We start from the raw sequence: 25526 nt of genomic DNA, 5'->3' as shown, positions 1-25526 counted from the left end.
ATCGAGTGGCGTTGAAAAAAAGGTCACAAGTCAGCTGATGACCATCGCCGGTAACAAAGTGGTATGCTGTGGCCGGTTAGTTAAACTGGTGATGAAAAAAGGGTCAGCGAATCACTGACGAGACATGGGACTACATAAAAGTTTATCTTCGTGAACGGTTGGGAAACCTGAGAAATGTTACAAAAGGGTAAGGATTTACTTAAGCTTTACTTGAATAAGTTGACAGCTCAGGTACAATTATTAGCGAACACTGGGAGGAATTTCATGAACAATACAGTTATTATTCGTGGCTTATTCGAATTCGTACAACAACTTATTTTGATTGCGATGGCTAAAGATTTGCCATTAAATTTGATTGTTGCCGCGGAAACTGACGAGACGCCGCGCTATCAATCCTTGATTACAGCGAGTTCTGCCTGTCGTCACTTTACCTTACAGGCACCGGGGAAGCCGGATTATTCGCAGGCAGACAGCTTGATCATTGGCAATTTAGTGCCTTTGGCAGCGGATCGTGATGCAGAAGCTGATTTACAGGCGACGTTACCCTTATTTCGAAATTATATTAATGCGGTGATGGCCGCGGGATTCAATGGCAAATTAGTATTGACTGGTAGCAATGATGCCGTCTTGAGTGTGCTGGCCGCTCGTTTCAGTGGGGTTGATCATCAACGCGTCTTAGGCTTGGGTACTTTACCACAAAGTCGCTTGTTGGAACGGTTATTACAGGATCAATTAAATGTTGGGGCCAGTGATGTGCACGCGTTTGTCGTGGGAACGGCTCGTGAACATTTGATCTCTTGGAGTCGCTCATACATTGGCCCGGCACCGGTCTTAACTTATTTGGCCAATCAAGCGATCAGTTTTGGTGCCAGTGAAATGGGTGCTGATCAAGAACGGATCGATGAACCGGCAATTGTTACCAATCAAACCTTGAGTGTGTTAGCATTAGTACAAGTCTTACGGGCGTTTTATGACCAGGCGCCCTTTATTGGGACGGTCACCAATGTTCAAACCACGACGGATGACCAACTGGTTGGTTTAGCGTCGCCGGTATTGATTAGTGCCAATGGCATTAAACGACTGGCAGATATGGTTTTGTCAGACGAAGAACAAAAAGAATACGCGGAAATTGCGGCGCAGGTTCGCCACGATTTGGACCGCGTTGAAGCAGGGGAGTTTGATCAAGATGACGATGAACAGGCCTGAAAACTATCAGTATCCACTGAATGATGCTTGGAATACCGCGGAGATCATTAAGGTGACTACCTTTTACCAGAAGATTGAACTGGCCAATGAAACCAGTTTACCAACGGCTGAACTTTTGGCCGCCTATCGCGACTTTAAAACGGTGGTACCAGCGAAATCAGAAGAGAAGCAAGTCTCACGATCTTTTGAGGCGGCTTCTGGACTAAGCATTTATCGAACGATGCAAGCTGCTCAAACGACCAACAAGCAACGTTTTCAATATCGAGGCTAGGTGAGTCACATGGAAACGAATGAATTACAACAATTAAATCAAGCCGTGCAAGCCATCATGCGACAGTCACGAGCGCAAGTATTGGCACAAATGGGCAAGCAGTTGACGGTTTCAGAAAAGACCAGCCGTAAAGATTTGGTGACTAATGTTGACAAGAGTAATGAGCATTTTTTAGTTCATGAATTGCGACAGTTAGACCCTAACGCTAAGATTTTAGGTGAAGAGGGTTTAGGTGACACAGTGACGTCAATGGCCGGACATGTCTGGATTATTGATCCGATTGATGGCACGATGAATTTTGTCCATCAACGTGATCATTTTGCGATGATGATTGGTTATTATGTTGATGGTACACCAACACTCGGTTATATTTATGATGTGATGGGCGATCGGCTATTTGCTGGTGGACCAAAATTAGGGGTCACGGTCAATGAACAGCCACTCGCTGCTCCGGCTGACCTTCCACTGACTGAGGGGTTATTTGGCGCGAGTGGGCCGCTGTTGATTCATGATCGCTTTCAGATGCAAGCCATTGCGCATGCGAGCTTAGGGCCACGCATCATTGGTAGTGCTGGAATTCAGATCAGTCAAGTTTTGGCTGGTGAATTAGTTGGCTATTTATCTTATTTGCGGCCATGGGATTTTGCGGCTGGTCGGGTCTTGGCTGAAACCTTGGGCTTAGTGGTTTCACAAGTTGACGGCAAGCCCGTAAATATGTTATCATCTGGTGCTGTACTAATAGCGACTAAAAGTGCGCAACGTGCTATTTTGACAATCGTCAGATGAACGGTGTGACTGTGACCCATCCGTCACAGTTTTTTTATGCCAATTGATGAAAGCCGATGAAAACGGCATTACGCGTCTATCAATGCGCAGATATAACTTGATAGTAATGTCAGATTGTATTAATATATGTAAGATTTCTGCTATCAATCGGATAGTTAGAATTTTTGAAGGATGAAAGGAAGATCAATTTTGAAATTTAGAGATGATATCCGCAACATTGCCATTATTGCCCACGTTGACCACGGTAAAACAACCTTAGTTAACGAAATGCTTAAACAATCGGATACCCTTGATGAACACGTCCAGATTGATGATCGGGCGATGGACACTAATGCCATTGAAAAGGAACGCGGTATCACGATCCTTTCAAAGAACACGGCCGTACGTTACGGCGACAAACAAATTAATATCTTGGATACACCAGGACATGCGGACTTCGGTGGCGAAGTTGAACGAATCATGCGCATGGTCGATGGGGTCTTATTAGTTGTTGATGCTTTTGAAGGAACGATGCCACAAACACGGTTCGTTTTGAAAAAGGCTTTGGAACAACATTTGACACCTATCGTTGTGATCAACAAGATTGACCGCCCAGGTGCTCGTCCTGAAGAAGTCGTTGATGAAGTTTTGGACCTATTCATTGAATTAGGTGCGGACGAATCTCAATTAGACTTCCCAGTGGTTTACGTTTCAGCTTTAAATGGGACTTCAAGTTACGAATCAGATCCTGCTAAGCAAGAACATACCATGAAACCTGTCTTCGATACCATTATCAAGACGATTCCAGCGCCAATCGATAACTCTGACGAACCATTACAATTCCAAGTAGCTTTACTTGATTATAATGATTATGTTGGTCGTGTTGGGATTGGTCGGGTTTTCCGTGGGACAATCAAAGTTGGTGACAGTGTTGCTGTCATGAAGCTTGATGGTTCCAAGAAGAACTTCCGGGTCACTAAATTGTTTGGGTTCTTTGGTTTACAACGTTTGGAAATCAACGAAGCCCATGCTGGTGACTTGGTTGCCGTTTCAGGGATGGAAGATATCAACGTTGGTGAAACGGTTGCTGATTCTAGCAAACCAGAAGCTTTACCAATCTTACGGATTGACGAACCAACCTTACAAATGACCTTTGGGACGAACTCTTCACCATTTGCTGGTAAAGAAGGTAAGTTCGTGACTGCGCGTCAATTGGAATTACGCTTGAAGTCTGAATTGGAAACTGATGTTTCTTTACGTGTTGACGATACTGACGAACCTGGTTCATGGGTCGTTTCTGGTCGTGGGGAATTACATTTGTCAATCTTAATCGAAACGTTACGGCGTGAAGGTTATGAATTACAAGCTTCCCGTCCAGAAGTTATTTATCGTGACGTTGAAGGTGTTCGGAGCGAACCATTTGAATCCGTTCAAATCGATACGCCTGATGAATATACCGGTGCCATCATTGATACCTTGTCACAACGTAAGGGTGAAATGAAGAACATGGAAAGTACTGGGAACGGCCAAACTCGTTTGACTTTCTTAGCACCTTCACGTGGATTGATCGGTTATTCAACTGAATTCTTATCATTAACGCGTGGTTACGGTATCATGAACCATACGTATGCTAAGTATGCGCCTGTAATCAAGAACTGGAACCCTGGTCGTCGGAATGGTGCCTTAGTTTCAATCAACCAAGGTAAGACAACGACTTATGCTACGATGGGTATCGAAGAACGTGGGACGATCTTTGTCGACCCAGGTACGGATGTCTATGAAGGCATGATTGTTGGTCAAAATAGCCGTGAAAACGATATTTCAGTTAATATCACTAAAGGTAAGAACATGACCAACGTTCGGTCATCAAACAAGGATTTGACTGCGACAATCAAGACGCCAACTCATTTGACGCTTGAAGAATCATTGGAATTCTTGAATAGTGACGAATATTGTGAAATCACCCCAGAACACGTGCGTTTACGGAAGACAATTCTAAACACGAATTCACGGGAAAAAGAAGCTAAGAAACGTAAGATGGTTAAGTAAACCAGCGTCACGTTTCAATCGAAAACACGACCTTAATCGGGTCGTGTTTTTTTGTTAAAAAAGTTTAAAAAGTCAGCACAAATTAACAATTTCACAGGTTGCGGTAATTACGACTATGCTATAATTACTGCAAGCGAACTTTTATAGAATGGTCATGACGAAACGTTCTATAAACTCAGATTATTTAAGGTGGGATTTGACCGTCATGTCTAAGAAAATGCACAACCTGGACTATGTCCTCTTTATCCCGTACCTCATCTTATGTGGCATTGGGATCGTCATGGTTTATTCCTCAAGTTCGTACGTTGCAGCGGGTAAAGGTTCATCACCAACTGGCTATTTGTTACGTCAGTTGATCTGGGTCGTTGGGGGCCTGATCATTACCTTATTTTGCATGAACTTAAAGATTGATTACTTTAAGCGTACTAGACCGTGGGGATGGTTTGGTTTTATCATGATCGGCGTCTTGGTGGTTCTCCGGTTATTTGGTCAATCTATCAATGGGGCTGCCGGCTGGATCGTTTTGGGCCCTGTGTCCATTCAACCAGCCGAATTTTGTAAGTTTTATTTGATCGTGTATCTTTCAGCAATGATTGCGCAACGAGAACAGCGACTAGGTGCCGCCAAGTTACGTGATTTAACAGCGCAATTACTGATGCTGGGAGCCATGATCTTGTTGATTGTGATCCAGCCAGATATTGGTGGGGCCACGATCAACTTGGCGATTGCCGCAGTGATCTTATTAGCGAGTGGGATGTCATACCTTTATGGTGTGGGAATCTTCGCGACTGCGGTGGTGGGATTTCAATTGGTATTAGTTCCCATGATGAGTCGCCTTCCTCAAAGTGTGTTAGCGAATTCCTATCAGCTACGGCGTTTTCTTGGTTTCTTGAATCCGTTTACGACGGCTTCCGGTGCTGGGACGCAGCTGGTGAATTCATATTATGCCATTTCAAATGGTGGTCTTACCGGTGTTGGTATTGGGAATAGCTTGCAAAAGCGGGGCTATCTACCAGAGCCAAATACTGATTTCATTATGTCAATTACGGCAGAAGAGCTCGGCTTGATCGGGGTGCTGCTCGTAATGGGGTTATTGCTCGTGATCGTTGGGCGGACAATTTACATAGGCGTTCGTTCAAATAACACGTTCAATACTTTAGTTTGTTACGGAGTGGCCGCTTATTTGACCATTCAGGCTTTTATTAATGTTGGGGGAATCGTCGGCTTGATCCCAATTACTGGGGTTACTTTTCCATTTATGAGTTACGGCGGTTCCAGTATGATGGTGCTCACGTTATCATTAGGACTCGTACTAAATATTGGGTCACTCGAAAAAATGGCGCGAGCCTCATCAGTTCGTCAGGAGAGTTAAGTCAATCTAATTTGGAAATGAGGGGTTTCTGGTGAAGAAAGTATTAATTGCTAACCGTGGTGAAATCGCAACGCGGGTTATCCGGGCTTGTCATGAATTGGGCCTGCAGACCGTTGCAATTTACGCCAAAGAAGATGAATTTTCTGTTCACCGTTTTAAGGCTGATGAAGCGTACTTAGTCGGTGAAGGCCTCGCACCAATTGCAGCTTATTTGGACATTGAAGACATTATTCGGATTGCCAAAGAAAACCATGTCGATGCGATTCATCCCGGCTATGGGTTCCTATCCGAAAATGCTACTTTTGCCCGTCGTTGTGGTGAAGAAGGGTTAACCTTCATTGGCCCAACGCCGGAACAATTGGAAATGTTTGGTGATAAGATCACCGCAAAACAAGTTGCCGCCGACGCGGGCGTTGCGACGATTCCAAGCACAACGCATCCAGTAACGAGCTTGAATGAAGCACTCCAATTTACACAAAAATATGGTTTCCCAATCATGATCAAAGCTGCCATGGGTGGTGGTGGCCGTGGGATGCGGATCGTGCGTGAAGCTTCCGAATTACAAGAAGCGTTCGATCGTGCCCGCTCAGAAGCCATGCAATCTTTTGGTGATGACGAAATCTACTTAGAAAAATTCATTGCCCATCCCAAGCACATTGAAGTCCAGATTCTGGGCGATTCCCATGATAATATTTTGCACTTATTCGAACGGGACTGCTCCGTGCAACGTCGGAATCAAAAGGTGATTGAATTTGCACCTGCTGTCGCTTTACCAATCGAATTGCGGCAAAAGATTTGCGACGCGGCGGTTCGGCTAATGAAACACGTTCATTATTTGAATGCCGCGACCGTTGAATTTTTAGTTGAGGGTGACAAGTTTTATTTCATGGAAGTCAACCCCCGGGTCCAAGTTGAACATACCGTCACTGAAATGATCACTGAAATCGACATCGTGCATGCGCAATTGAAGATTGCCATGGGTGGCGACTTGTTTGAAGACTTACACTTACCACATCAAGATGCGTTAACTTATAAAGGCGCTGCGATTCAATGTCGGGTCACAACGGAAGATCCTGCCAATAACTTCATGCCTGATACTGGTCGAATTGAAACGTACCGGTCACCCGGTGGGAATGGTGTACGGCTAGATGCTGGTAACACGTATTCTGGCGCGGTTGTGACCCCTTACTTTGACTCATTATTGGTTAAGGCTTGTGTGGTTGCCCGTAACTTTAAGGCCGCCGTTCACAAAATGCGGCGGGTCTTAGTAGAATTTGATATTCGTGGGGTGAAGACGAATATTCCGTTCATGCTTAATGTGATCGACCACCCAACTTTCCAAGCCGGGCAAGCCAACACACGGTTTATCGATAACACCCCAGAATTGTTCAAATTCCCAGATGATACGCAACAAGAAGATAAAATGTTGAAGTATATCGGGAATACCACGGTCAATGGGTTCGCAGACGTCGCACAACATTCTAAGAAATACTATCCTGATGTGGAATTCAAAGATAACTTTGCGCCGATTGATCAGAAAATTATCACGGCCAAAGATGTTTTGGACGACCAAGGCGTAGCCGGGCTACAAAGCTGGTTATTAGCTAAAAAAGAAGTTTTATTGACGGACACCACGATGCGTGATGCCCATCAGAGTTTGTTTGCGACTCGGATGCGAACGAAGGATATGTTGGCAGTGGCTGAAGCGTCACAAAAAGCCTTGCCAGAACTGTTCTCCTATGAGATGTGGGGCGGGGCGACCTTTGATGTGGCTTATCGTTTCTTGAACGAAAACCCTTGGGATCGGCTCCGGAAACTCCGAGAAGCAATGCCACGGACATTGTTCCAAATGTTATTTAGGGGTAGCAATGCGGTCGGTTATCAGAATTATCCCGATAATGTTATTCGTGAGTTTATTTTAGAATCTGCGAAGAGCGGTATCGACGTCTTCCGGATCTTTGATAGTTTGAACTGGGTACCACAGATGGAAAAGAGTATCCAAGCAGTCAAAGAAACGGGTAAGATTGCCGAAGGGACGATCTGTTACACCGGCGATATTATGGATCCTAAGCGGAAGAAATACTCTTTAGCTTATTACAAGCAATTGGCTTTGGATCTACAATCGGTTGGTTCAGATATCATTGCCATCAAAGATATGGCTGGCGTCTTGAAACCAGAAGGCGCCTATGAACTGGTCTCAACTTTGAAGGATGCTTTGGATGTGCCAGTTCATTTACACACGCATGACACAACGGGTAATGGGATATTCACGTATGCCCGGGCTGTTGAAGCGGGTGTGGATGTGGTTGATGTGGCTACTAGTGCCTTATCAGGGACGACCAGTCAGCCGTCGATGAGTTCGTTGTATTATGCATTAGCGCATAATGATCGCCAACCAAACGTTGATATCAACAATGTCGAGACGATTAACCGTTACTGGCAAGGCATTCGGCCTTACTACCAGGACTTCTCAAATGGGATGACAGGGCCACAAACGGATATTTATCAAACCCAAATGCCGGGTGGTCAATATTCGAACTTGCAACAACAAGCCAAGGCGTTAGGATTGGGCGATCGTTGGGAAGAAGTTAAGGAAATGTATGCGACTGTCAACGACATGTTTGGCGATATCATTAAAGTGACGCCAAGTTCTAAAGTGGTCGGTGACATGGCCTTATTCATGATGGAGAATAATTTAACGCCAGATGATGTTTATGATCATGGCGAAAAATTAGATTTTCCTGAATCAGTAATTAACTTCTTTGCTGGCAACATTGGTCAACCCGTTGGCGGTTTCCCTAAGAAATTGCAAAAGATCATCCTGAAAGATCGTCAAGCTTTGACGGTACGGCCAGGGTCGTTGGCGAAACCGGCAGACTTTGAAGCCACTAAGCAAGAATTGGCGCCTAAGGTTGGTCACGAACCTTCTGAACAAGAAGTCTTGAGCTATATTCTCTATCCAAAAGTTTTCTTGGAATATCAAGCGCAACACAAACAATATGGGCACGTTTCACTATTAGATACCCCAACATTCTTCCAAGGGATGCGGTTAGGTGAAACGGTCAATGTTGAATTGGCCCGTGGTAAGACGATGATCGTTAAGTTAAATCAGATCAGTGAACCTGATGTTGACGGGATTCGGACGCTATACTTTAGTATCAACGGTCAGAATCAAGAAATCACCGTTAAGGATAATTCGGTCCATCAAACGGCCGCAAGCACACGCAAGGCTGAACCAACTAATGAAAATGAAGTTGGGGCAACGATGAGTGGCTCGGTCTTGAAGCTCTTAGTTAAGAAGGGTGATACCGTTAAAAAGGGTCAACCATTATTGGTTACTGAAGCGATGAAGATGGAAACGACGATTCAAGCACCAGAAGATGGGGTCATCGAGCACACCTATGTCAGTGCGGGTGATGTCATTCAGACGGATGACTTATTACTGGAAATCACGCCTAAGTAAGTTAAACAGCAATTGAAAAATAAAGGGCTGATCAATACTCGGAGCTGAGTGTTGGTCAGCCTTTTTGAGGCCCAATTGATTATGGCGATTGACGTGATCAATGGCGATTATAGCGAGGCATTTTGCCCGCAACTTTAACGCCAAAATGACAATCGAGACAAAGTCTTGACGAACGTGGTAATCTAGCCTAACATTTAACAAGACAGAAAGTAAAAGAGGTGGCTATTCGATGGAATTTAAAATAAAACCACGACGTTCAGTAATTGTTTATCTACATTCGATGAAACAGATTCGACAGTTGAAGCGCTTTGGCGTGTTGCAGTATCAATCACGTCAAGGGCACTATGTCATCCTTTACATGGATGAAACTCAAGTTCAGCCTACGATGGCCAAACTCAAAAAAATGAATTTTGTGCGGCGGGTTGAACCTTCTTACCGTCCAGACATTGATATGAACTTCGGTGAACGGGTCGACAAGGGCTTCTTTAAGCCACAGACTGGCGTTCCCGTAGATGATGAAGATTAAGTTGGTGAAGAATAGATGCGAATCGTAGCAGGAGATTTTGGGGGCCGGCGGTTAAAAGCCGTGCCAGGCATGCAGACTCGGCCGACAACAGATAAAATTAAAGAATCCCTATTTAATATTATCGGGCCTTATTTTGATGGCGGTCGGTCACTGGACCTGTTTGCCGGGAGCGGTGGGTTGAGTATTGAAGCCGTTTCACGTGGGGTCGCTCAGGCAGTACTTATTGATCGTCAGTATCAGGCCATCAAAACCATTAAAGATAACGTTGCGGTGACCAAGGCGCCGGAACGGTTTGAAATCATTAAAGGTGATGCCAAGCGCGTGCTGGAACAATTGGCTGTCAAAAATGAGCGTTTTGATTGGGTCTTTTTAGATCCACCATATGCTAAGCAACAGATTATTAAAGATATTGACAAGTGTCAGGAGTTGAAGTTACTTAATCCCGGCTGTCATATCATTTGTGAGACGGATGCGAATGCTGACTTGCCAGATGAGCTGCCGGGCTTCAAATTGGTTCGTCGGCAAACTTATGGGATCACTCACCTGACCATTTACCAAAAATTGGAAGTGGGGGCTGAAACATGACCATTGCAGTCTTTCCAGGCAGTTTTGATCCCGTGACGCGGGGCCATTTAGATTTGATCAAACGGGCCAGTCGGTTATTTGATCAGCTCATTGTGGCAGTAATGACTAATACGAGTAAACAACCCTTATTTACCAAAGCAGAAAAAGTCAGTTTGATTGAAGCTGAAGTGGCTAGTTTGCCCAATGTTACTGTGCAGGCGGCGACTGGTTTGACGGTGGATTTCATGGCTGCTCAGCACGCGACGGTATTAGTTCGGGGCCTGCGGAATGAACAGGATTTTGGCTACGAACGAGACATTGCCTGGATGAACCAGTCATTGGATGAACAGATTGAAACCGTTTGTTTATTGGCGCGGCCACCGTACGCTTATTTTTCGTCGAGCTTGATCAAAGAAGTTGCGAGAATGGGGACTGATGTCAGCGAGTACGTGCCAACCGCAGTCGCTAAGCAACTGACACAACGCTTGAAGGAACAACGCTAATGGCTAAGTTTAAACAGATTTTACATCGTTATTGGATTGCCATTTTAGTCGTGATCCTCATTCTAGGGCTATTTTATGTGCCGCTACCGTACTATATTGAAGGTCCCGGCAGTGCGAATAATTTGAAGTCTTTTGTTAAAATTAAAGGCCATCCCGACAAACGTTCAGGAAAATTCATGCTAACGTCTGTTTTGCAGGCTCCGGCACGGCCAATTACTTGGCTGTATGCGCAAGTAAATCCACATTATTCGGTTGTGAGTGAAGACACGGTCAATGATGGTCAGGATGACGCAACGGCGGCAAAAGTTCAGACTTTTTATATGCAGAGTGCGATCAATGAAGCCATCGCGACTGCTTACGCTGCGGCACATGCCAGTTATCACAAGACTTATCGTGGCATCTATGTCTTAGAAGTCCAAGCAAATTCTAAGTTTAAGCGTGCGGTCAAAGTCGGTGATACGATTACAAAAGTGGACGGGCATCATTTTACGACCGCTCAGGGCTATCAGAAGTATATTGCGAGTCGTGGCGTTGGAAAAACGGTGACGATCACGTATCAGCATAATGGCAAGACAAAACGGGCCACGGCGCCTTTAATCAAATTAAGCACACATCGCGCGGGTATCGGGGTTGGTCTGACCGATAACGTCAAAGTAACAACGAAGATTCCCGTTAAAGTTGATCCTGGTGAAATTGGTGGCCCTTCGGCTGGACTGATGTTTAGTCTGCAAATTTATCAGCAGTTGACGGGTAAAAATATCCGCCACGGCCGTAAGATTGCGGGCACAGGAACCATCAATCCTGACGGCTCGGTGGGTGAGATCGGTGGTATTGACAAGAAAATTATCGCGGCCAAAAAGGCCGGTGCGACGATTTTCTTTGCACCATACGTTAAACCGACTAAAGCATTATTGGCCTTGGAAGAAGATCATCAGACTAATTATCAACTTGCCAAAGCAACGGCGAAACGCTATGCGCCAGCCATGAAGGTCGTTCCTGTAAGTTCATTTAACCAAGCAATTAAATATTTAACGACACATTAAGAGATTGTGACACTAGTCACAGTCTTTTTTGTTAGTTCCCAACGTCACGTCTTTTAATTTTGATTTCCAACATGGGCTTTGCCAACCTTCTACGTAACTATTAGGTGTTAGGAGGGAAATTATGAGAATCGAAATTATTAGTTGGGTTAAAACTCATCGCCTTATCACCAGTGTTGTAGGGCTCATCAGCTGCTTAGGTATTGGTGTGATCATCTTAGTTGCCGGATTACGGCCACCAGTGACGCCTGGCCCGGCGGATGCGGCGCTAGCACCCAGTTCATCGTCGCATGCCAGCAAGCCGTCACAGCAGCAAGCCAGTAGCGCTAAAGTTGCCATGGCGACGCATACTGCCAGTGGTCCGGCCTATGTGGACGTGAAAGGGGCCGTAAAGCAACCTGGAATCTATCAGGTCAAGCCTGAGATGCGGGTCGCGGATGTCCTATCACTCGCGCAAGGGATGCTGCCACAAGCGGATCAAACGCAAGTTAATTTGGCGGCAAAAGTGACAGATCAGCAGGTCATCTACGTGCCAGCTAAGGGCGAACAACCTGCCACAACCATTGCCAAGCCAGCTGCGAGTGTGCCAGCAACTGCCAATACCGGTGCGAGCGGTAGCACAGCCACACCCGTCACTAAGGCTAAATCGGTAGCGGGTGTCGCTGGTGCTTCAGCGCCAACCAATAGGACAATCAATTTGAATACTGCGGATGTCGCGGCGTTACAGAAATTGTCTGGCGTGGGTCAAAAGAAGGCTGAAAAGATTATTGCTTACCGTGACCAACATGGTGGCTTTAAAAGTGTTTCTGAATTGACTAAGGTGGGCGGTATCGGGGAAAAAACCTTGGCTAAATTTAAAGACCAACTGACTGTCTAGTCGGATGCCTGACAATTTGGTATACTACTGTCATTGAAAGCGAGGCAAAATAATGAAAGATCAACGAATTCCTTGGGATCAGTATTTTATGATGCAGGCCGTTTTGTTATCCACGCGTAGTACTTGTGAACGATTATCCGTCGGGGCAACAATCGTGCGTGATAAGCGTATTATCGCTGGTGGTTATAATGGTTCTGTGTCTGGGGACGTGCATTGTATCGATGAAGGGTGTTATTTAGTTGACGGCCATTGTATGCGGACCATTCACGCTGAAATGAATGCGATTTTGCAATGCGCCAAGTTTGGTGCCGCCACGGCCGGAGCTGAAATTTATGTGACTGATTTTCCTTGTTTGCAGTGTACAAAGATGCTGCTCCAAGCGGGAATCACTAAGATTCACTATTTACGTAATTATCACAATGATGCCTACGCGATGCGTTTGATTGCACGTAAAAAGGTTGCTTTGCAACAGGTGGCATTTGACCAAACTGACCTCGATAAATTAGGGTTAGACCAGATATTATTAAATCGTAACTAGTTGCGGGCGCTATTTTTCGCCGCAGTGAGTGGCGGTCTGCTGAGTAGTTGGCTAGTAGGTCAACAATGGGTGGCCGCCATTTTATTGTTGGCTTGGTTATTACGGATTAGTTGTCTAAAGCGTTGGTCGATTTTGGGACTCAATTTAGTGTGTTTAAGCGTGTTAGGTGGGTGGCTGATCAGCCAAAACACCCATTTTGCACATATTCAGCACGAAAATCCGCGGACCGTTACGACGCAATTAACGGTACAACCTGATCAAATTAGTGTTAATGGGGGTCAATACCAACTGATTGCGGACAGTCGTTATGGTCGCGTGATCAGTTACGGTCGCTTGGCCAATGCTAATGAACAACGTCAATTGCAGCAACTTGACCGACGCACGATTTGGCAAGTCCAAGGAGAAGTATCACCGGTGCCACCACCCACCAATCCTGGCCAATTTAATGCGCCCAATTATTACCGCAGCCATGGCATTTATCGGCAATTAACCATTGCTGATGTGCGACAGGTTCGGTTGGCACCGCGCACTGGTTGGTGGCAGGGACCAGATCTACTGCATCATTGGCGCAAACAATTCATGATAGCTAGTGAACGCTTACCGAAGACCTTGCAACTTTATGCGACTAGTTTACTGATTGGGTCACGACCGGCAACTTTTCGAACAACCATGACGGGTGTCCAGCAACTTGGATTACTGTATTTATTTAGCTTGTCGGGTATGCATGTGATTTTATTGATTGGCTTGCTACGCTGGGGGTTGATTCGTTGTCACCTTAGCCGTCCCACAATTGATGGCTGGCTACTAGTCTTGTTGCCAAGCTATTTAATACTTGGTGGTGGGGCAGATAGCCTAAAACGCGCGGTTGTAACCGTTATGCTATCGTTGGCTTGGCAACTAGTCACCGGTCAACGGCAGCATGCGCTGGCCGGCTGGAGTGTGGCACTGTTACTGGGAATCTGGCAAAATCCACTCGTTCTATTGCAATTAGGTGGTCAGTTGAGTTATGGCTTGGCACTATTGTTAATCTTGCTGCCACGGCTGTCTGTTTGGCGGCTATCTGGCTGGATTCAGTTATTAAGTTTGCCGGTGATTTTATTGGCGACATCACAATGGCATCTATTAACCATTGCCGTGAGCGTCTTAGTGGCGCCGATTTTTACTTGGATTTTATTGCCACTAACCTTGCTTGGTGCCAGTGTTGGTTTTTGGTCCGCGAACATTGCGGCTTGGTGCGATTGGGGCTTAAATGGCTTTCAAGCGATCATCAACTGGGTAGGTACTTTACCGGGACTGTTAACGATTGGGCGGCCACCCACTTGGTTAGCATGGGTGATTGCGCTAATGACATTATGGCTGTTGCGCCATCCCACAAGACGCTTAGCGGTTAAGCTAGTATTGGTCTATGCGGGCATGGTATTCAGTATTCATTGGCCTTGGCGTGGGGCGGTCCAGTTTATTGATATTGGTCAAGGTGATTCGATTTTGATTCGGCAACCGTTTAATCGTTCAGTGAGCTTGATCGACACTGGCGGGCGACTACAGTTTCCACGACCCAAGTGGCAACAGGGGACACGTCCACGGGCTCGCGTCGAAACGGTGACGGTCAATTATTTACATCAATTAGGGATTTCGCAGATTGATACGGTTTACCTGTCCCATAAAGATGTTGATCATATGGGTGACTTAGGGCAATTGTTACAATTGATTCGAGTCCGCCAAATTGTCGTGCCAGCGGGTATGGCGGCCTTACCAAAATTTCGACAGCTCTTACACCCGGCAATTGGGCAGCCAATCGTCCGCGAAGCGTTAGCGGGGCAGCAATTTGCGGATGGCCTAACGGCGGTTCATCCTTTTCAACCCGGAAAGGCCGAAAATGAAGATTCGTTGGTGTTAACAGGGCAATTTGGCGGTCAACGGTTCATGTTTACCGGTGATCTTGATCGTGCGGGCGAACGGGCAATTGTCGCGCGCTATCCAGCCCTCAGGGTTGATGTGTTAAAATTAGGACACCATGGCAGTAAAACTGCCTCAGATCCACAAGCGCTTCAGCAATTGGGAGTACAACGAGGAATTTTATCGGTCGGACGGCATAATCGGTATGGGCATCCCAATGCCGAAACTCTGACAACGTTAGCACAACAACATATTTTGACCTATTCGACAGCGTGTCAAGGGATGATCACGTATCACTTTGGTGGCGGTCAGGCCAGTCACTGGGAGACATTTTTGAAGGAAGGTAATTTTTATCAACGCACAGCAAGCCATTAAGGCAATCAAGGCGGGACAATTAGCGTCGATCTACGTGGTCTTAGGGACGGTGGATTACTTAGCAGATCAAGTTAAACAAGCCTTATTATCAGTTATTCCGAGTGAAGAACAGACGATGAATGTCGGGAGTTATGATATGGAAACGACGCCCGTGGCAGTGGCCTTGGACGATGCGATGTCGGCACCTTTTTTTGGTGAACGTCGCTTAGTTTTCATCAATCATCCTTATTTTTTAACGGGAGAACATCAAAAAAACAAAATTGATCATGATTTAGATGCGTTGCAAAAATACTTTGATCAACCGGAACCAGGGACGATTTTAGTTTTAATGGCGCCATATGAAAAATTAGACGCGCGTAAGAAATTAGTGAAGACGCTCAAGAAACAAGCCACGATGATTGAAGTCAATCAAGTTTCTGAACGTGAGACCCAAGCATACGTGCAACAGGCTTTACAAGCTAAGCAGATTTCGATTGAACCCACGGCTTTTCAGGAATTACTTAATCGAACCGATGGCCAATTAGGGTTGATTATGGCCCAACTGCCTAAATTGATGATCTACGCGGCACAATCGCAACGGATTGATTTGGCTGCAGTTCAGGCACTGGTGACCAAGTCGCTCACAAAGAATGTTTTCGACTTGGTCAATGATGTTTTACGATACCAGACGCAAGCCGCAGTTGAACTTTATCATGAACTAGTCGCAGCTCAAGAGGCGCCCTTAAAAATCAACGCTATTTTATTAGGCCAATTTCGATTGTTGTTACAGGTGAAGATTTTAGAACGGGCTGGCTATAGTCAAGGGAGTTTAGCTAGCACGCTGAAGGTACATCCTTATCGAATTAAGTTGGCGATGCAAGTTGTTCGCCAATTTGATCAAGCAACTTTGCGAGCAGCCTATTTAGGATTACTACAAACGGAAGTCCAAATGAAGACGACCCAGCGTGATCCGGAATTGCTTTTTGAATTGTTTATGGTCCAATTCGTTAATGAGCGTCGAACGGTTCGGTTGGCTTAAACCAAAAAATCCACTTTAAACGTCGAAACAGCACGTTTAAAGTGGATTTTTGGCATTAAAAAACTCCTAAGCAAATGCTTGGGAGCCCGAAGTGCACATTACTTAGCGTAACGAGCAGCCATCCGTGACTTGTCACGGGCAGCCTTATTACGTTTGATAAGCCCTTTAGAAGCTGCTTTGTCAACAGCACTAACGGCTGCTAAGTATAAAGCATCGACGTTGTCAGCGCCAGTGGTTTTAGCAGTTTCGAATTTTTTAACAGAAGTTCGCATTGCACTCATTTGAGTGGTGTTACGAGCATTTGCTTTATTGTTTGTTTTCACGCGTTCAATAGCGGATTTGATAATTGGCATCAGATTCACCTCCATCATTTTTTCAACAAATGCTATTATACATAAGCCCCGGCCTGATTGCAACTGTTATGTGTAAAGTAATTTATCTTGATATGTTATTAGGCTTGCTTTTCTAAGCGTTGTTTGCTAGACTATATCAAGTGTTCAGCAACCCTTTACTTAGTTTATCGCGCACCACCAGCGACTTACTCAGTTTGGGGCAATTATTCGAAAGGTGGTTGATACACATGGCAATTTCACGCGAAAAGAAGACGGAACTTATTAATAAGTATGCCCGTCACGAAGGCGACACTGGTTCTGTTGAAGTCCAAGTTGCAGTTTTAACTGAAGACATCAACGAATTAAACGAACATTTACGTGTTCACAAGAAAGACTTCCACTCACAACGTGGGTTGATGAAGAAGATTGGTCATCGTCGTAACTTATTAGCATACTTGCGTAAGGAAGATGTTAACCGTTACCGTGATTTGATCCAAAATCTTGGTCTTCGTCGTTAATATTGATTTTCAGAGGAACTGCCTGCTGGCGGTTCTTTTTTTGTAAACTTTTTGATGACCATTACATAAATGATACATAAAATTGACTAAAACCAAACGGCCGTTCGCTATACTGAAAACTAGTTCATAACGGAGGGGCCGGTCAATGATGACAATTAATTTAAGACGAAATTTTCGAATTCTATGGTTAGGAAGTTTGATCACAGAATTAGGAAATGCGATGACTTTGCCGTTTATCGTGCTTTACATTCAAACGTTGGGTCACTTTTCAACGGCACAGCTGAATCTTTTAGGTGCGGCGGCGTTTGCGATTACTTATGCGAGCAAGGCAATCGTCTCACCATTGTGGGGGCGGTTAGCTGATCAAAAGGGGCGCAAACTCATGTGTCTACGAGCATCAGGAGTCATGACGTTTACCATTATTGGGGTCGGTTTGGCACCAAACGTCACCGTACTTTTGATTTTGCGGGCGTTGCAGGGTACTTTTTCCGGTTACATTAATAATGCCAATGCGTTAGTCTCGCTCACAACGCCGGCAGCAACTCGCGGTCAACAGTTGAGTAAACTCGTTACCGGAAGCATTACTGGAACACTACTAGGACCGCTGTTAGGTGGCGGTCTGGCAAGCACCGTCGGTTATCGAGGCGCTTTTTTTGTGACGGGTTTGTTAATGGCACTTGTCTTTGGCTTGACCTGGTGGGGAGTTCAAGAACAAGTCACCCCAATTAGTCGTTCCGCCTTACCGCCGTTGCGCCCAGTGCTCCGTCAGATTGGGACGCCTTTTTTCGTTGCGTTATTTTCATCTTTATTGGTTATTCAAGCGACGACGAATGCGGTGACCCCAATACTTAGCTTATTTGTTGGTCAATTAAGCCCTAATCCAAGTAAAATCGTGTTGTTGACGGGCTTAGTCGCGGCGGCGCCAGGGTTGGCCACAGTATTGATGGCGAGTCGGGTGGGGCGTTGGTTGGATCAGTTGGGGGCGACACGTTGCTTAGTGGTTTTCTTGGTCTTAGCGATTAGCGATTTAACCTTGACGAGTTTAGTGACTCAAGTTTGGCAGTTAGTCGGTCTGCGCTTCATATTGGGGCTTGCGGATGCAGCGTTATTGCCAGCAATTCAAGTACTGACGGTTGAACGCGTCCCACGAGCAACATTCGGTCGTGTCTTTAGTTTCAATCAGTCAGCTCAATCGACTGGAAATGTGATTGGACCAGGATTAGCAGCCATAATTGCTAACCATTGGGGTTACCAGCCTATTTTTCTGGTGACGGCATTTTTGGAACTACTAGTTTTAGGATTATGGTTAGGGTATTTTCAGTGGCAACGTCAGCGCTAATGGCTTAACCGTGGGATGGGTAGCCTAGCTATTGCTTTAGTTTAAAATGTGGTAAACTGAAGAGAGTTATTTATTCGGCTCAAGTATGCAGATACTTGTAAAAATTTTATCTATAAGGAGTTTTAATTGATGAACTTTCAAAATGTTGATTTAATGACTGCAATGGTGACGCCTTTTAACGATCAACAGCAAGTCGATGACGAGCGCTTGGCGAGTCTGATTGAGCATTTACTGGCTCATGGTACGCAAGGCCTATTAGTCGGTGGTACGACGGGTGAAGCCCCAACTTTAACCGAAGCTGAGAAGTTGGCGTTATTGACCAAAGCCGCGGCAATCGTTAACGGGCGAGTCCCTATAATTGCTGGAACTGGTTCTAATAGTACGGCAGCGACGATTGCGTTTACGCAAAAAGTCAGCCAAATCAAGGGTATCGATGCGGCACTAGTAGTTGTGCCATATTATAATAAACCAGACCAAGCTGGGATGATCGCGCATTTTACGGCGGTTGCAGCCCAAGGCGGTCTACCAGTGATCATCTATAATATTCCAGGTCGGGTGATCGTCAAAATGACGGTGCCAACAGTCTTGGAATTAGCTCAAAATCCTAACATTATCGGCATTAAGCAATGTACTTCCATGGAAGAATATGGCGCAATTGTCGAAAATGCGCCAGCAGATTTTCTGGTCTATACGGGTGAGGACTCTCAAAGCTTAGCAGCTAAAGAAATTGGTGGTGCCGGTGTGATTTCTGTTGCGAGTCATATCTATGGCGATGAAATGACGGCAATGTTCCAAGCGGTCGCAAAGGGCGAGATTGCCAAGGCCGCTAAGTACCAACGAGATTTAACACCGAAGATGGCGGCACTTTTTAGTGCACCATCACCATCGCCAGTCAAAGCGGCGTTGAATCATTTAGGCCAATTGGTCGGCGAACCACGGCTGCCAATTTTGCCGTTGAATGCTGAGCAACAAACTAAATTGTATGCAACTCTTAATATTAAATGAATCAAGGTGAAATAATTGAGCAGTAAAGTTCAAATTACCCCTTTTGGTGGGGTTCGTGAAAATGGTAAAAATATGTATTCAGTCGAGGTCGATGGGGACATCTACCTATTAGACTGTGGGTTGAAGTATCCGGAAAATGAATTGCTGGGAATCGATATTGTGATTCCAGATTTCAGTTATTTACGTGAAAATGCCGATCGTATCGTGGGAGTTTTCTTAACCCATGGTCATGCAGATGCAATTGGTGCCTTACCATACTTTTTAAATGAGTTTAATGTGCCAGTCTTTGGTTCAGAACTCACTATTGAATTAGCAAAGATTCAGTTACAAAAAGATCCTAAGGCTAAAAAGTTCAATGATTTTCACGTGGTTGATGAAAAGACAGAGATCGACTTCGGGAATGTCACTGTATCGTTCTTCCGGACAACGCATTCAATTCCTGACTCAATGGGTATCGTCTTGCAAACTGATGTTGGTCAAGTTGTCTATACTGGTGATTTCAAGTTTGATCAAACCGCAACGCCGGATTATCAAACGGATTTTGCACGGTTAGCTGAGATTGGGTCAAAAGGTGTCTTAGCCTTGTTAAGTGACTCTGCTAATGCCGAAAACTTTGACCAACCGGTTAGCGAGCATGCTATTGCGTCCTATGTCTTGGAGACTTTCAAATATCAAAAGGACCGTATCATTGTGGCGTCGGTTGCTTCCAATATTTTGCGGATTCAACAAGTTCTTGATGCCGCAGCACAATCCGGGCGTAAGGTTGCTTTAATGCCTGGGGATGTTGAAAGTATCATCAACACTGCCTTGAAATTGAAAAAATTACGGATGCCAGATGATGTGGTGGTCCCATTAAAGTCGATTGAAAAATTAGATCCGTCTCAAGTGGTTATTCTACAAACGGGTCGTATGGGCGAACCAATTAAAGCGCTGCAACGGATGTCGAATAAGCAAGAAGGCAAAGTGAACATCGAAGCTGGTGACTTGGTCTTCATTACGACGACGCCTTCACATTCAATGGAAACGGTTGTCGCTAAAACTCGCGACATGATTTATCGTGCAGGTGCGGATGTCAAAGCAATTGCTGACGAAATGAATTCTTCCGGCCATGCGACAAGACGTGACTTACAATTGATGATGAACTTGATGAAGCCGAAGTACTTCATGCCAATTCAAGGTGAATACCGGCTACTAGAATCACACGCTGAGTTTGCCAAAGAAGTGGGCATTCCTGCTGATCATATCTTTATTGCAGCCAAGGGCGATCAATATGTTTATGACGGCGATGAGATGCATTTAGCGGGATCAATTGAAGTTGGCGATACGATGATTGACGGCATTGGTGTCGGCGACATTGGTAATATCGTCTTGCGCGACCGCAAAATTTTATCAGAAGATGGTATTTTCGTGGCAGTCGTTACGATTGACCGTAAGAAGAAAAAGATTATTGCGACACCTAAAATCACGTCACGTGGTTTTGTTTACGTCAAGACAAGTAAAGACTTGATGCAAGAAAGTGCTGAACTGGTTAAAGAAACGGTTCAATCGAATTTAGATAATAAAGAATTTGATTGGGGTCATTTAAAACAAGCCGTGCGTGAAAAGTTGAACCATTATTTATGGGATCAAACGAAGCGTCACCCGGTGATTTTACCAGTCATCATGGAAGTTAATCAGCACCATCGACGTCATACTAAGAAGACTAAGGCGGCAACGACTGAGCCTGAATCTGAAGATGAAGCTTAAAATTGACTTAAATTAGTCGGGATTTTCCCGACTTTTTTGGTCTCTAGAAAGGAGGGGACAAAATGGCAACCTTTCAGCAATTAATTACTGACGGTAAAGCAGCGGCCACAGATGGCGCTTGGTCAAGTGCGGCTAGTCAGTTTGAAGCAGCCTATCAACTCAAACAAAGTTACGAGTTGAATCAACAGTTAGTGACGGCCTTGATGCACACAAAAAAATACACGCAAGCAAGTACTTTGGCTTTAGAGTATGAGGAAACCTATTTAGCGACGGATGCGACTGCCGATGTGTTAGTCACTAGTTTGTTGCAAAGCCAACAATTTATTCAGGCTCGGCTTTCTGCACAACTGCGGTCATCTGCACCAGCTTGGCTAACGGCCACTCAAGCCAAAATCTTGACGGCTGAAAAACAAGCTGAGGCGACGACACAGCAAACGTTAATAATAACGATGAAACAGTTTTATCATCTATCTGATTTGCAAGTCATTGCTCAGACTGAACGCTTGCACGCGGCCAAACGGTTAACGTTGAGCAAATATTTAACTGCCGCCAAATTTCTCTTAATTGATCCGTTTTTACACCAACTTTCACGGGTAGAGGTTTTATATACATTACGTGGATTAGGTGTTTGCGAGCCAGTTGAGTTTGAAACGCTGGATCAAGCCAAGATTACAGTCGTTCCCGTTGAATTACCCCCCATGGGTGCTGATTCGATCAGTGAGACACTGCAAGCGGAGTTGCAACAACGCTTGGCTAATCAAGACGTGACATTATATGAAAGTCTACAGCGTAGTCTCTCATTGGAATTAATGTATTTATATCCGCATCCTGAAAGAATTGTGACTAATTCACAAGAATGGCTCACGGGACTGGTAACCAGTCAAACTGGACAGCAATCCCCAAAAGTAACTGTTTCCACTCAAAAGATGTTTGCGATGCAACAAAAAATCCAACAATTAAATTTCGAATTCGCCCAATAATTGAAAGCAATAAGCTTTTTCTTACAAAAATTCAATTTTTTGAATAATATCTGTTTACAAAAGAGGGCCTACTATATATAATGTTTAAGGATTCCTAGTGATGGGTGAGTGATTTGGCCTTTTCATTAGGATGTAGTATAATATTAACTAAAGAATTGTCGGAGCATTATTTGTACTGACATTATTCTTGCGAAAATCACAGGAGGTTTCATTTAATGGCAAAAGCACATTATGAAAGAACAAAACCCCATGTAAACATTGGTACTATCGGCCACGTTGACCATGGGAAGACTACTTTGACAGCTGCAATCACAAAGGTATTATCTGAAAAGGGCTTAGCAGAAGCTCAAGATTTTGCCTCAATTGATGCCGCTCCCGAAGAACGTGAACGTGGTATTACTATCAACACCGCGCACGTTGAATACGAAACAGAAAAGCGTCATTACGCGCATATTGATGCCCCAGGACATGCTGATTACGTTAAAAACATGATCACTGGTGCCGCTCAAATGGATGGTGCCATCTTAGTTGTTGCCGCAACTGATGGTCCTATGCCACAAACGCGTGAACACATCCTCTTGGCTCGCCAAGTTGGTGTTGACTATATCGTTGTTTTCTTAAACAAGACTGATCTTGTTGATGATGACGAATTAGTTGACTTGGTTGAAATGGAAGTCCGTGAATTACTTTCAGAATACGATTTCCCTGGTGACGATATTCCTGTTATCCGTGGTTCAGCTTTGAAAGCTCTCGAAGGCGACCCAGAACAAGAAAAGGTTATCTTACACTTAATGGACGTTGTCGATGAATACATCCCAACTCCAGTTCGTGATACTGAAAAGCCTTTCTTAATGCCTGTTGAAGATGTCTTCTCAATCACTGGTCGTGGGACTGTTGCATCTGGTCGTATTGATCGTGGGACTGTTAAAGTCGGTGATGAAGTTGAAATCGTTGGTTTGCATGACGAACCATTGAAGTCAACTGTTACCGGTCTTGAAATGTTCCGTAAGACCCTTGACTTAGGTGAAGCCGGCGATAACGTTGGTGCCTTGTTACGTGGTGTTAACCGGGAACAAGTCGTTCGTGGCCAAGTTCTTGCTAAGCCAGGTTCGATCAAGACCCATAAGAACTTTAAGGGTGAAGTTTATATCTTGACTAAAGAAGAAGGTGGCCGTCATACGCCATTCTTCTCAAACTATCGTCCTCAATTCTACTTCCATACCACTGACGTTACTGGTGTTATCGAATTGCCAGAAGGCGTTGAAATGGTTATGCCTGGAGACAACGTTACATTTACAGTTGAATTAATTTCCCCTGTTGCTGTTGAAAAGGGTACTAAATTCACTGTTCGTGAAGGTGGCCATACTGTTGGTGCCGGTGTTGTTTCTGAAATTGATGACTAATCTCTAATTGATTTTCATTGATTCATTTAAGAGACTTGGAAGATTTCTTCCGAGTCTCTTTTTTTAAGAAAATTTACAATAAAACGCCAGATTACGCGCTTTTTTAACTGATTTTGTTTACTTTATGGTGTTGATAGGTTAAACTTAACCAGTATGCAATTGACTAGAATTGTAGAAAATATTAATGTTTCGGAGGGAATACAATGGCTGCAAAGTGGGAAAAGAAAGAAGGCAACCAAGGCGAATTAACATTCGAAATTGGTGCTGACAAGATCAAAGAAGGAATCGATAAGGCCTTCCAACGTACTAAGAAGAACTTAAACGTCCCTGGTTTCCGTAAGGGTAAGGTTCCTCGTCAAATCTTCAATCAAATGTATGGTGAAGAAGCACTCTATCAAGATGCTTTGAACATCGTGCTCCCAGAAGCATACGAACAAGCGATTAAAGACACTGAAATTGAACCCGTTGACCAACCCAAAATCGATGTTGATAGCATGGAAAAGGGCAAGCCTTGGGTCTTAAAAGCGGTTGTTACTGTACAACCAGAAGTTAAATTAGGCGATTACAAGGAACTTAGTGTGACCCGTCAAAATACACGAGTTTATGCTAAAGACGTTGACGCTGAATTAGAATCACGTCGCGAAAAGCAAGCTGAATTAGTCTTGAAAGAAGACGAACCAGCTGCTAAGGGCGACACCGTTGTCATTGACTTCAAAGGTTTTGTTGATGGCAAGCCATTTGAAGGCGGCGAATCAGAAAACTACTCCCTTGAATTAGGCTCAGACTCATTTATCCCTGGCTTTGAAGACCAATTAGTTGGTGTTAAAGCTGGTGACGAAAAAGAAGTTAAGGTAACTTTCCCTAAAGATTACCAAGCTGAAGACTTACAAAACAAGGAAGCTACTTTCAAGGTAACCATTCATGAAGTTAAAACTAAGGAACTCCCTGAATTAGATGACGAATTTGCCAAGGATGTTGATGAAGATGTTGACACGCTTGAAGAATTAAAAGCTAAGATCAAGGATGAACTTAAAGAACAAAAAGAAAAGGCTGCTCATGATGCCATTGAAGACGAAGCTTTAAACCAAGCTGTTGACAATGCTGAAATTGAAGCCGTTCCTGATGCCATGAAGGAAGACGATATCCATCGTCAAATGGATCAATACTTGGCTAACATGCAACAACAAGGTATCGATCCTAAGACTTACTACAAGTTGACTGGAACTTCTGAAGACGACTTGCACAAGCAATTTGCTGCGGATGCTGAACGTCGGGTCAAAACTAACTTAGTTTTGGAAGCCGTTGTTGAAGCTGAAAACATCAAACCTTCTAAGGATGAAATTGATGCTGAAGTAAAAGACTTAGCTGGCCAATATAACATGGAAGAAAGCGCTGTTCGCGGTGCTTTAACTGATGACATGTTGTCACATGATATTGCCATTCGCCAAGCTGTTGATTTGATTGCGGACTCAGCAAAGCAAAATGCTAAAGCTGAAGACAAAAAAGAAGACAGCGAAGACTAATTAATCATTATTAGTTCAGTCACTAGAAGCCTTGAGGGATTACCCTTGAGGCTTTTAGTTTACACATGAGCCCATGTTTGTAAGTTTATAGGCAAATCATTTCGGATTTTCAAAACAGCGTGTTATAGTATTGGTCGAGGATAAACAAGGCCAGTGCTGGTTTTAGCCCTGGTTTTCTGTTATGATTAATCCATGTAAATACATCGATGAGGTGAGA

The 25526-nt window shown here is 44.5% G+C and carries 22 protein-coding genes; 21 read left to right on the top strand and 1 reads right to left on the bottom strand.

Annotated features, from left to right (window positions below; genetic code table 11):
* Positions 1-264 precede the first annotated feature (264 nt).
* The 14 genes from RA086_RS08090 to holA all read left to right on the top strand — a co-directional run bounded on the left by RA086_RS08090 (position 265) and on the right by holA (position 16463).
* A complete protein-coding gene (locus tag RA086_RS08090) occupies positions 265-1206 on the top strand; it encodes a Rossmann-fold NAD(P)-binding domain-containing protein (RefSeq protein WP_308703326.1) in 942 nt (313 codons plus the stop codon).
* Complete coding sequence (locus tag RA086_RS08085; RefSeq protein WP_407659056.1) at positions 1187-1477, top strand: UPF0223 family protein; 291 nt, start codon at positions 1187-1189, stop codon at positions 1475-1477. The genes RA086_RS08090 and RA086_RS08085 overlap by 20 nt, the downstream gene beginning before the upstream one ends.
* 9 nt (positions 1478-1486) lie before the next feature.
* Positions 1487-2263 (top strand): inositol monophosphatase family protein, encoded by a 777-nt coding sequence (locus RA086_RS08080; RefSeq protein ID WP_308703325.1) that lies wholly within the window; start codon positions 1487-1489, stop codon positions 2261-2263.
* A 189-nt stretch (positions 2264-2452) separates the two neighbouring features.
* Complete coding sequence (typA, locus tag RA086_RS08075; protein ID WP_308703324.1) at positions 2453-4291, top strand: translational GTPase TypA; 1839 nt, start codon at positions 2453-2455, stop codon at positions 4289-4291.
* A 205-nt stretch (positions 4292-4496) separates the two neighbouring features.
* On the top strand, positions 4497-5663 hold the full coding sequence (locus tag RA086_RS08070) for an FtsW/RodA/SpoVE family cell cycle protein (protein ID WP_308703323.1): 1167 nt from the start codon (positions 4497-4499) through the stop codon (positions 5661-5663).
* 31 nt (positions 5664-5694) lie between these two features.
* Positions 5695-9126, top strand: a complete 3432-nt coding sequence (locus RA086_RS08065; protein WP_308703322.1) for a pyruvate carboxylase — start codon at positions 5695-5697, stop codon at positions 9124-9126.
* Positions 9127-9355: 229 nt separating this feature from the next.
* The gene (locus RA086_RS08060; protein ID WP_308703321.1) at positions 9356-9652 is read left to right on the top strand and encodes a YlbG family protein; all 297 of its coding nucleotides are present in this window, start codon (positions 9356-9358) and stop codon (positions 9650-9652) included.
* A 15-nt stretch (positions 9653-9667) separates the two neighbouring features.
* Positions 9668-10237, top strand: a complete 570-nt coding sequence (gene rsmD / locus RA086_RS08055; protein ID WP_308703320.1) for a 16S rRNA (guanine(966)-N(2))-methyltransferase RsmD — start codon at positions 9668-9670, stop codon at positions 10235-10237.
* On the top strand, positions 10234-10719 hold the full coding sequence (coaD, locus tag RA086_RS08050) for a pantetheine-phosphate adenylyltransferase (RefSeq protein WP_308703319.1): 486 nt from the start codon (positions 10234-10236) through the stop codon (positions 10717-10719). Before rsmD ends, coaD begins: the two co-directional genes overlap by 4 nt.
* Positions 10719-11762 carry a SepM family pheromone-processing serine protease gene (locus RA086_RS08045; RefSeq protein ID WP_308703318.1) on the top strand — a complete coding sequence of 348 codons (1044 nt, stop codon included), beginning with the start codon at positions 10719-10721 and terminating at the stop codon, positions 11760-11762. Before coaD ends, RA086_RS08045 begins: the two co-directional genes overlap by 1 nt.
* A gap of 121 nt (positions 11763-11883) precedes the next feature.
* Entirely contained in the window at positions 11884-12636 is a 753-nt protein-coding gene (locus RA086_RS08040) for a helix-hairpin-helix domain-containing protein (RefSeq protein WP_308703317.1), read from the top strand.
* 52 nt (positions 12637-12688) lie between these two features.
* Entirely contained in the window at positions 12689-13174 is a 486-nt protein-coding gene (locus RA086_RS08035; RefSeq protein WP_308703316.1) for a ComE operon protein 2, read from the top strand.
* Positions 13175-13243: 69 nt separating this feature from the next.
* Positions 13244-15445, top strand: coding sequence for a DNA internalization-related competence protein ComEC/Rec2 (locus RA086_RS08030; RefSeq protein ID WP_308703315.1), 2202 nt, complete (start codon positions 13244-13246; stop codon positions 15443-15445).
* Positions 15423-16463, top strand: a complete 1041-nt coding sequence (gene holA / locus RA086_RS08025; protein ID WP_308704436.1) for a DNA polymerase III subunit delta — start codon at positions 15423-15425, stop codon at positions 16461-16463. The genes RA086_RS08030 and holA overlap by 23 nt, the downstream gene beginning before the upstream one ends.
* Positions 16464-16561: 98 nt before the next feature.
* On the opposite strand, the gene rpsT is transcribed toward holA, so the two are convergent.
* A complete protein-coding gene (gene rpsT, locus RA086_RS08020) occupies positions 16562-16816 on the bottom strand; it encodes a 30S ribosomal protein S20 (RefSeq protein WP_308703314.1) in 255 nt (84 codons plus the stop codon).
* 227 nt (positions 16817-17043) lie between these two features.
* Here rpsT and rpsO point away from each other — a divergent pair, with 227 nt between their 5' ends.
* The 7 genes from rpsO to tig all read left to right on the top strand — a co-directional run bounded on the left by rpsO (position 17044) and on the right by tig (position 25309).
* Positions 17044-17313: a 30S ribosomal protein S15 gene (gene rpsO, locus RA086_RS08015; protein WP_122551502.1), complete on the top strand. Its 270-nt coding sequence runs from the start codon at positions 17044-17046 to the stop codon at positions 17311-17313.
* Between the two features lie 145 nt (positions 17314-17458).
* Positions 17459-18652 (top strand): MFS transporter, encoded by a 1194-nt coding sequence (locus RA086_RS08010; RefSeq protein ID WP_308703313.1) that lies wholly within the window; start codon positions 17459-17461, stop codon positions 18650-18652.
* 129 nt (positions 18653-18781) lie between these two features.
* On the top strand, positions 18782-19657 hold the full coding sequence (gene dapA / locus RA086_RS08005; protein ID WP_308703312.1) for a 4-hydroxy-tetrahydrodipicolinate synthase: 876 nt from the start codon (positions 18782-18784) through the stop codon (positions 19655-19657).
* Positions 19658-19672: 15 nt separating this feature from the next.
* The gene (locus RA086_RS08000; protein ID WP_308703311.1) at positions 19673-21403 is read left to right on the top strand and encodes a ribonuclease J; all 1731 of its coding nucleotides are present in this window, start codon (positions 19673-19675) and stop codon (positions 21401-21403) included.
* A gap of 62 nt (positions 21404-21465) precedes the next feature.
* Positions 21466-22383: a hypothetical protein gene (locus tag RA086_RS07995; RefSeq protein WP_308703310.1), complete on the top strand. Its 918-nt coding sequence runs from the start codon at positions 21466-21468 to the stop codon at positions 22381-22383.
* 215 nt (positions 22384-22598) lie between these two features.
* Entirely contained in the window at positions 22599-23786 is a 1188-nt protein-coding gene (gene tuf, locus RA086_RS07990) for an elongation factor Tu (protein ID WP_308703309.1), read from the top strand.
* 203 nt (positions 23787-23989) lie between these two features.
* Positions 23990-25309: a trigger factor gene (gene tig / locus RA086_RS07985; protein ID WP_308703308.1), complete on the top strand. Its 1320-nt coding sequence runs from the start codon at positions 23990-23992 to the stop codon at positions 25307-25309.
* The last annotated feature ends 217 nt before the right edge of the window (positions 25310-25526 follow it).

The organism is Lactiplantibacillus brownii (assembly GCF_031085375.1).
Taxonomy (GTDB): domain Bacteria; phylum Bacillota; class Bacilli; order Lactobacillales; family Lactobacillaceae; genus Lactiplantibacillus; species Lactiplantibacillus brownii.
The sequence above is the reverse complement of the archived record's forward strand: the minus strand, read 5'-3'. Positions and strand labels throughout refer to the sequence as shown.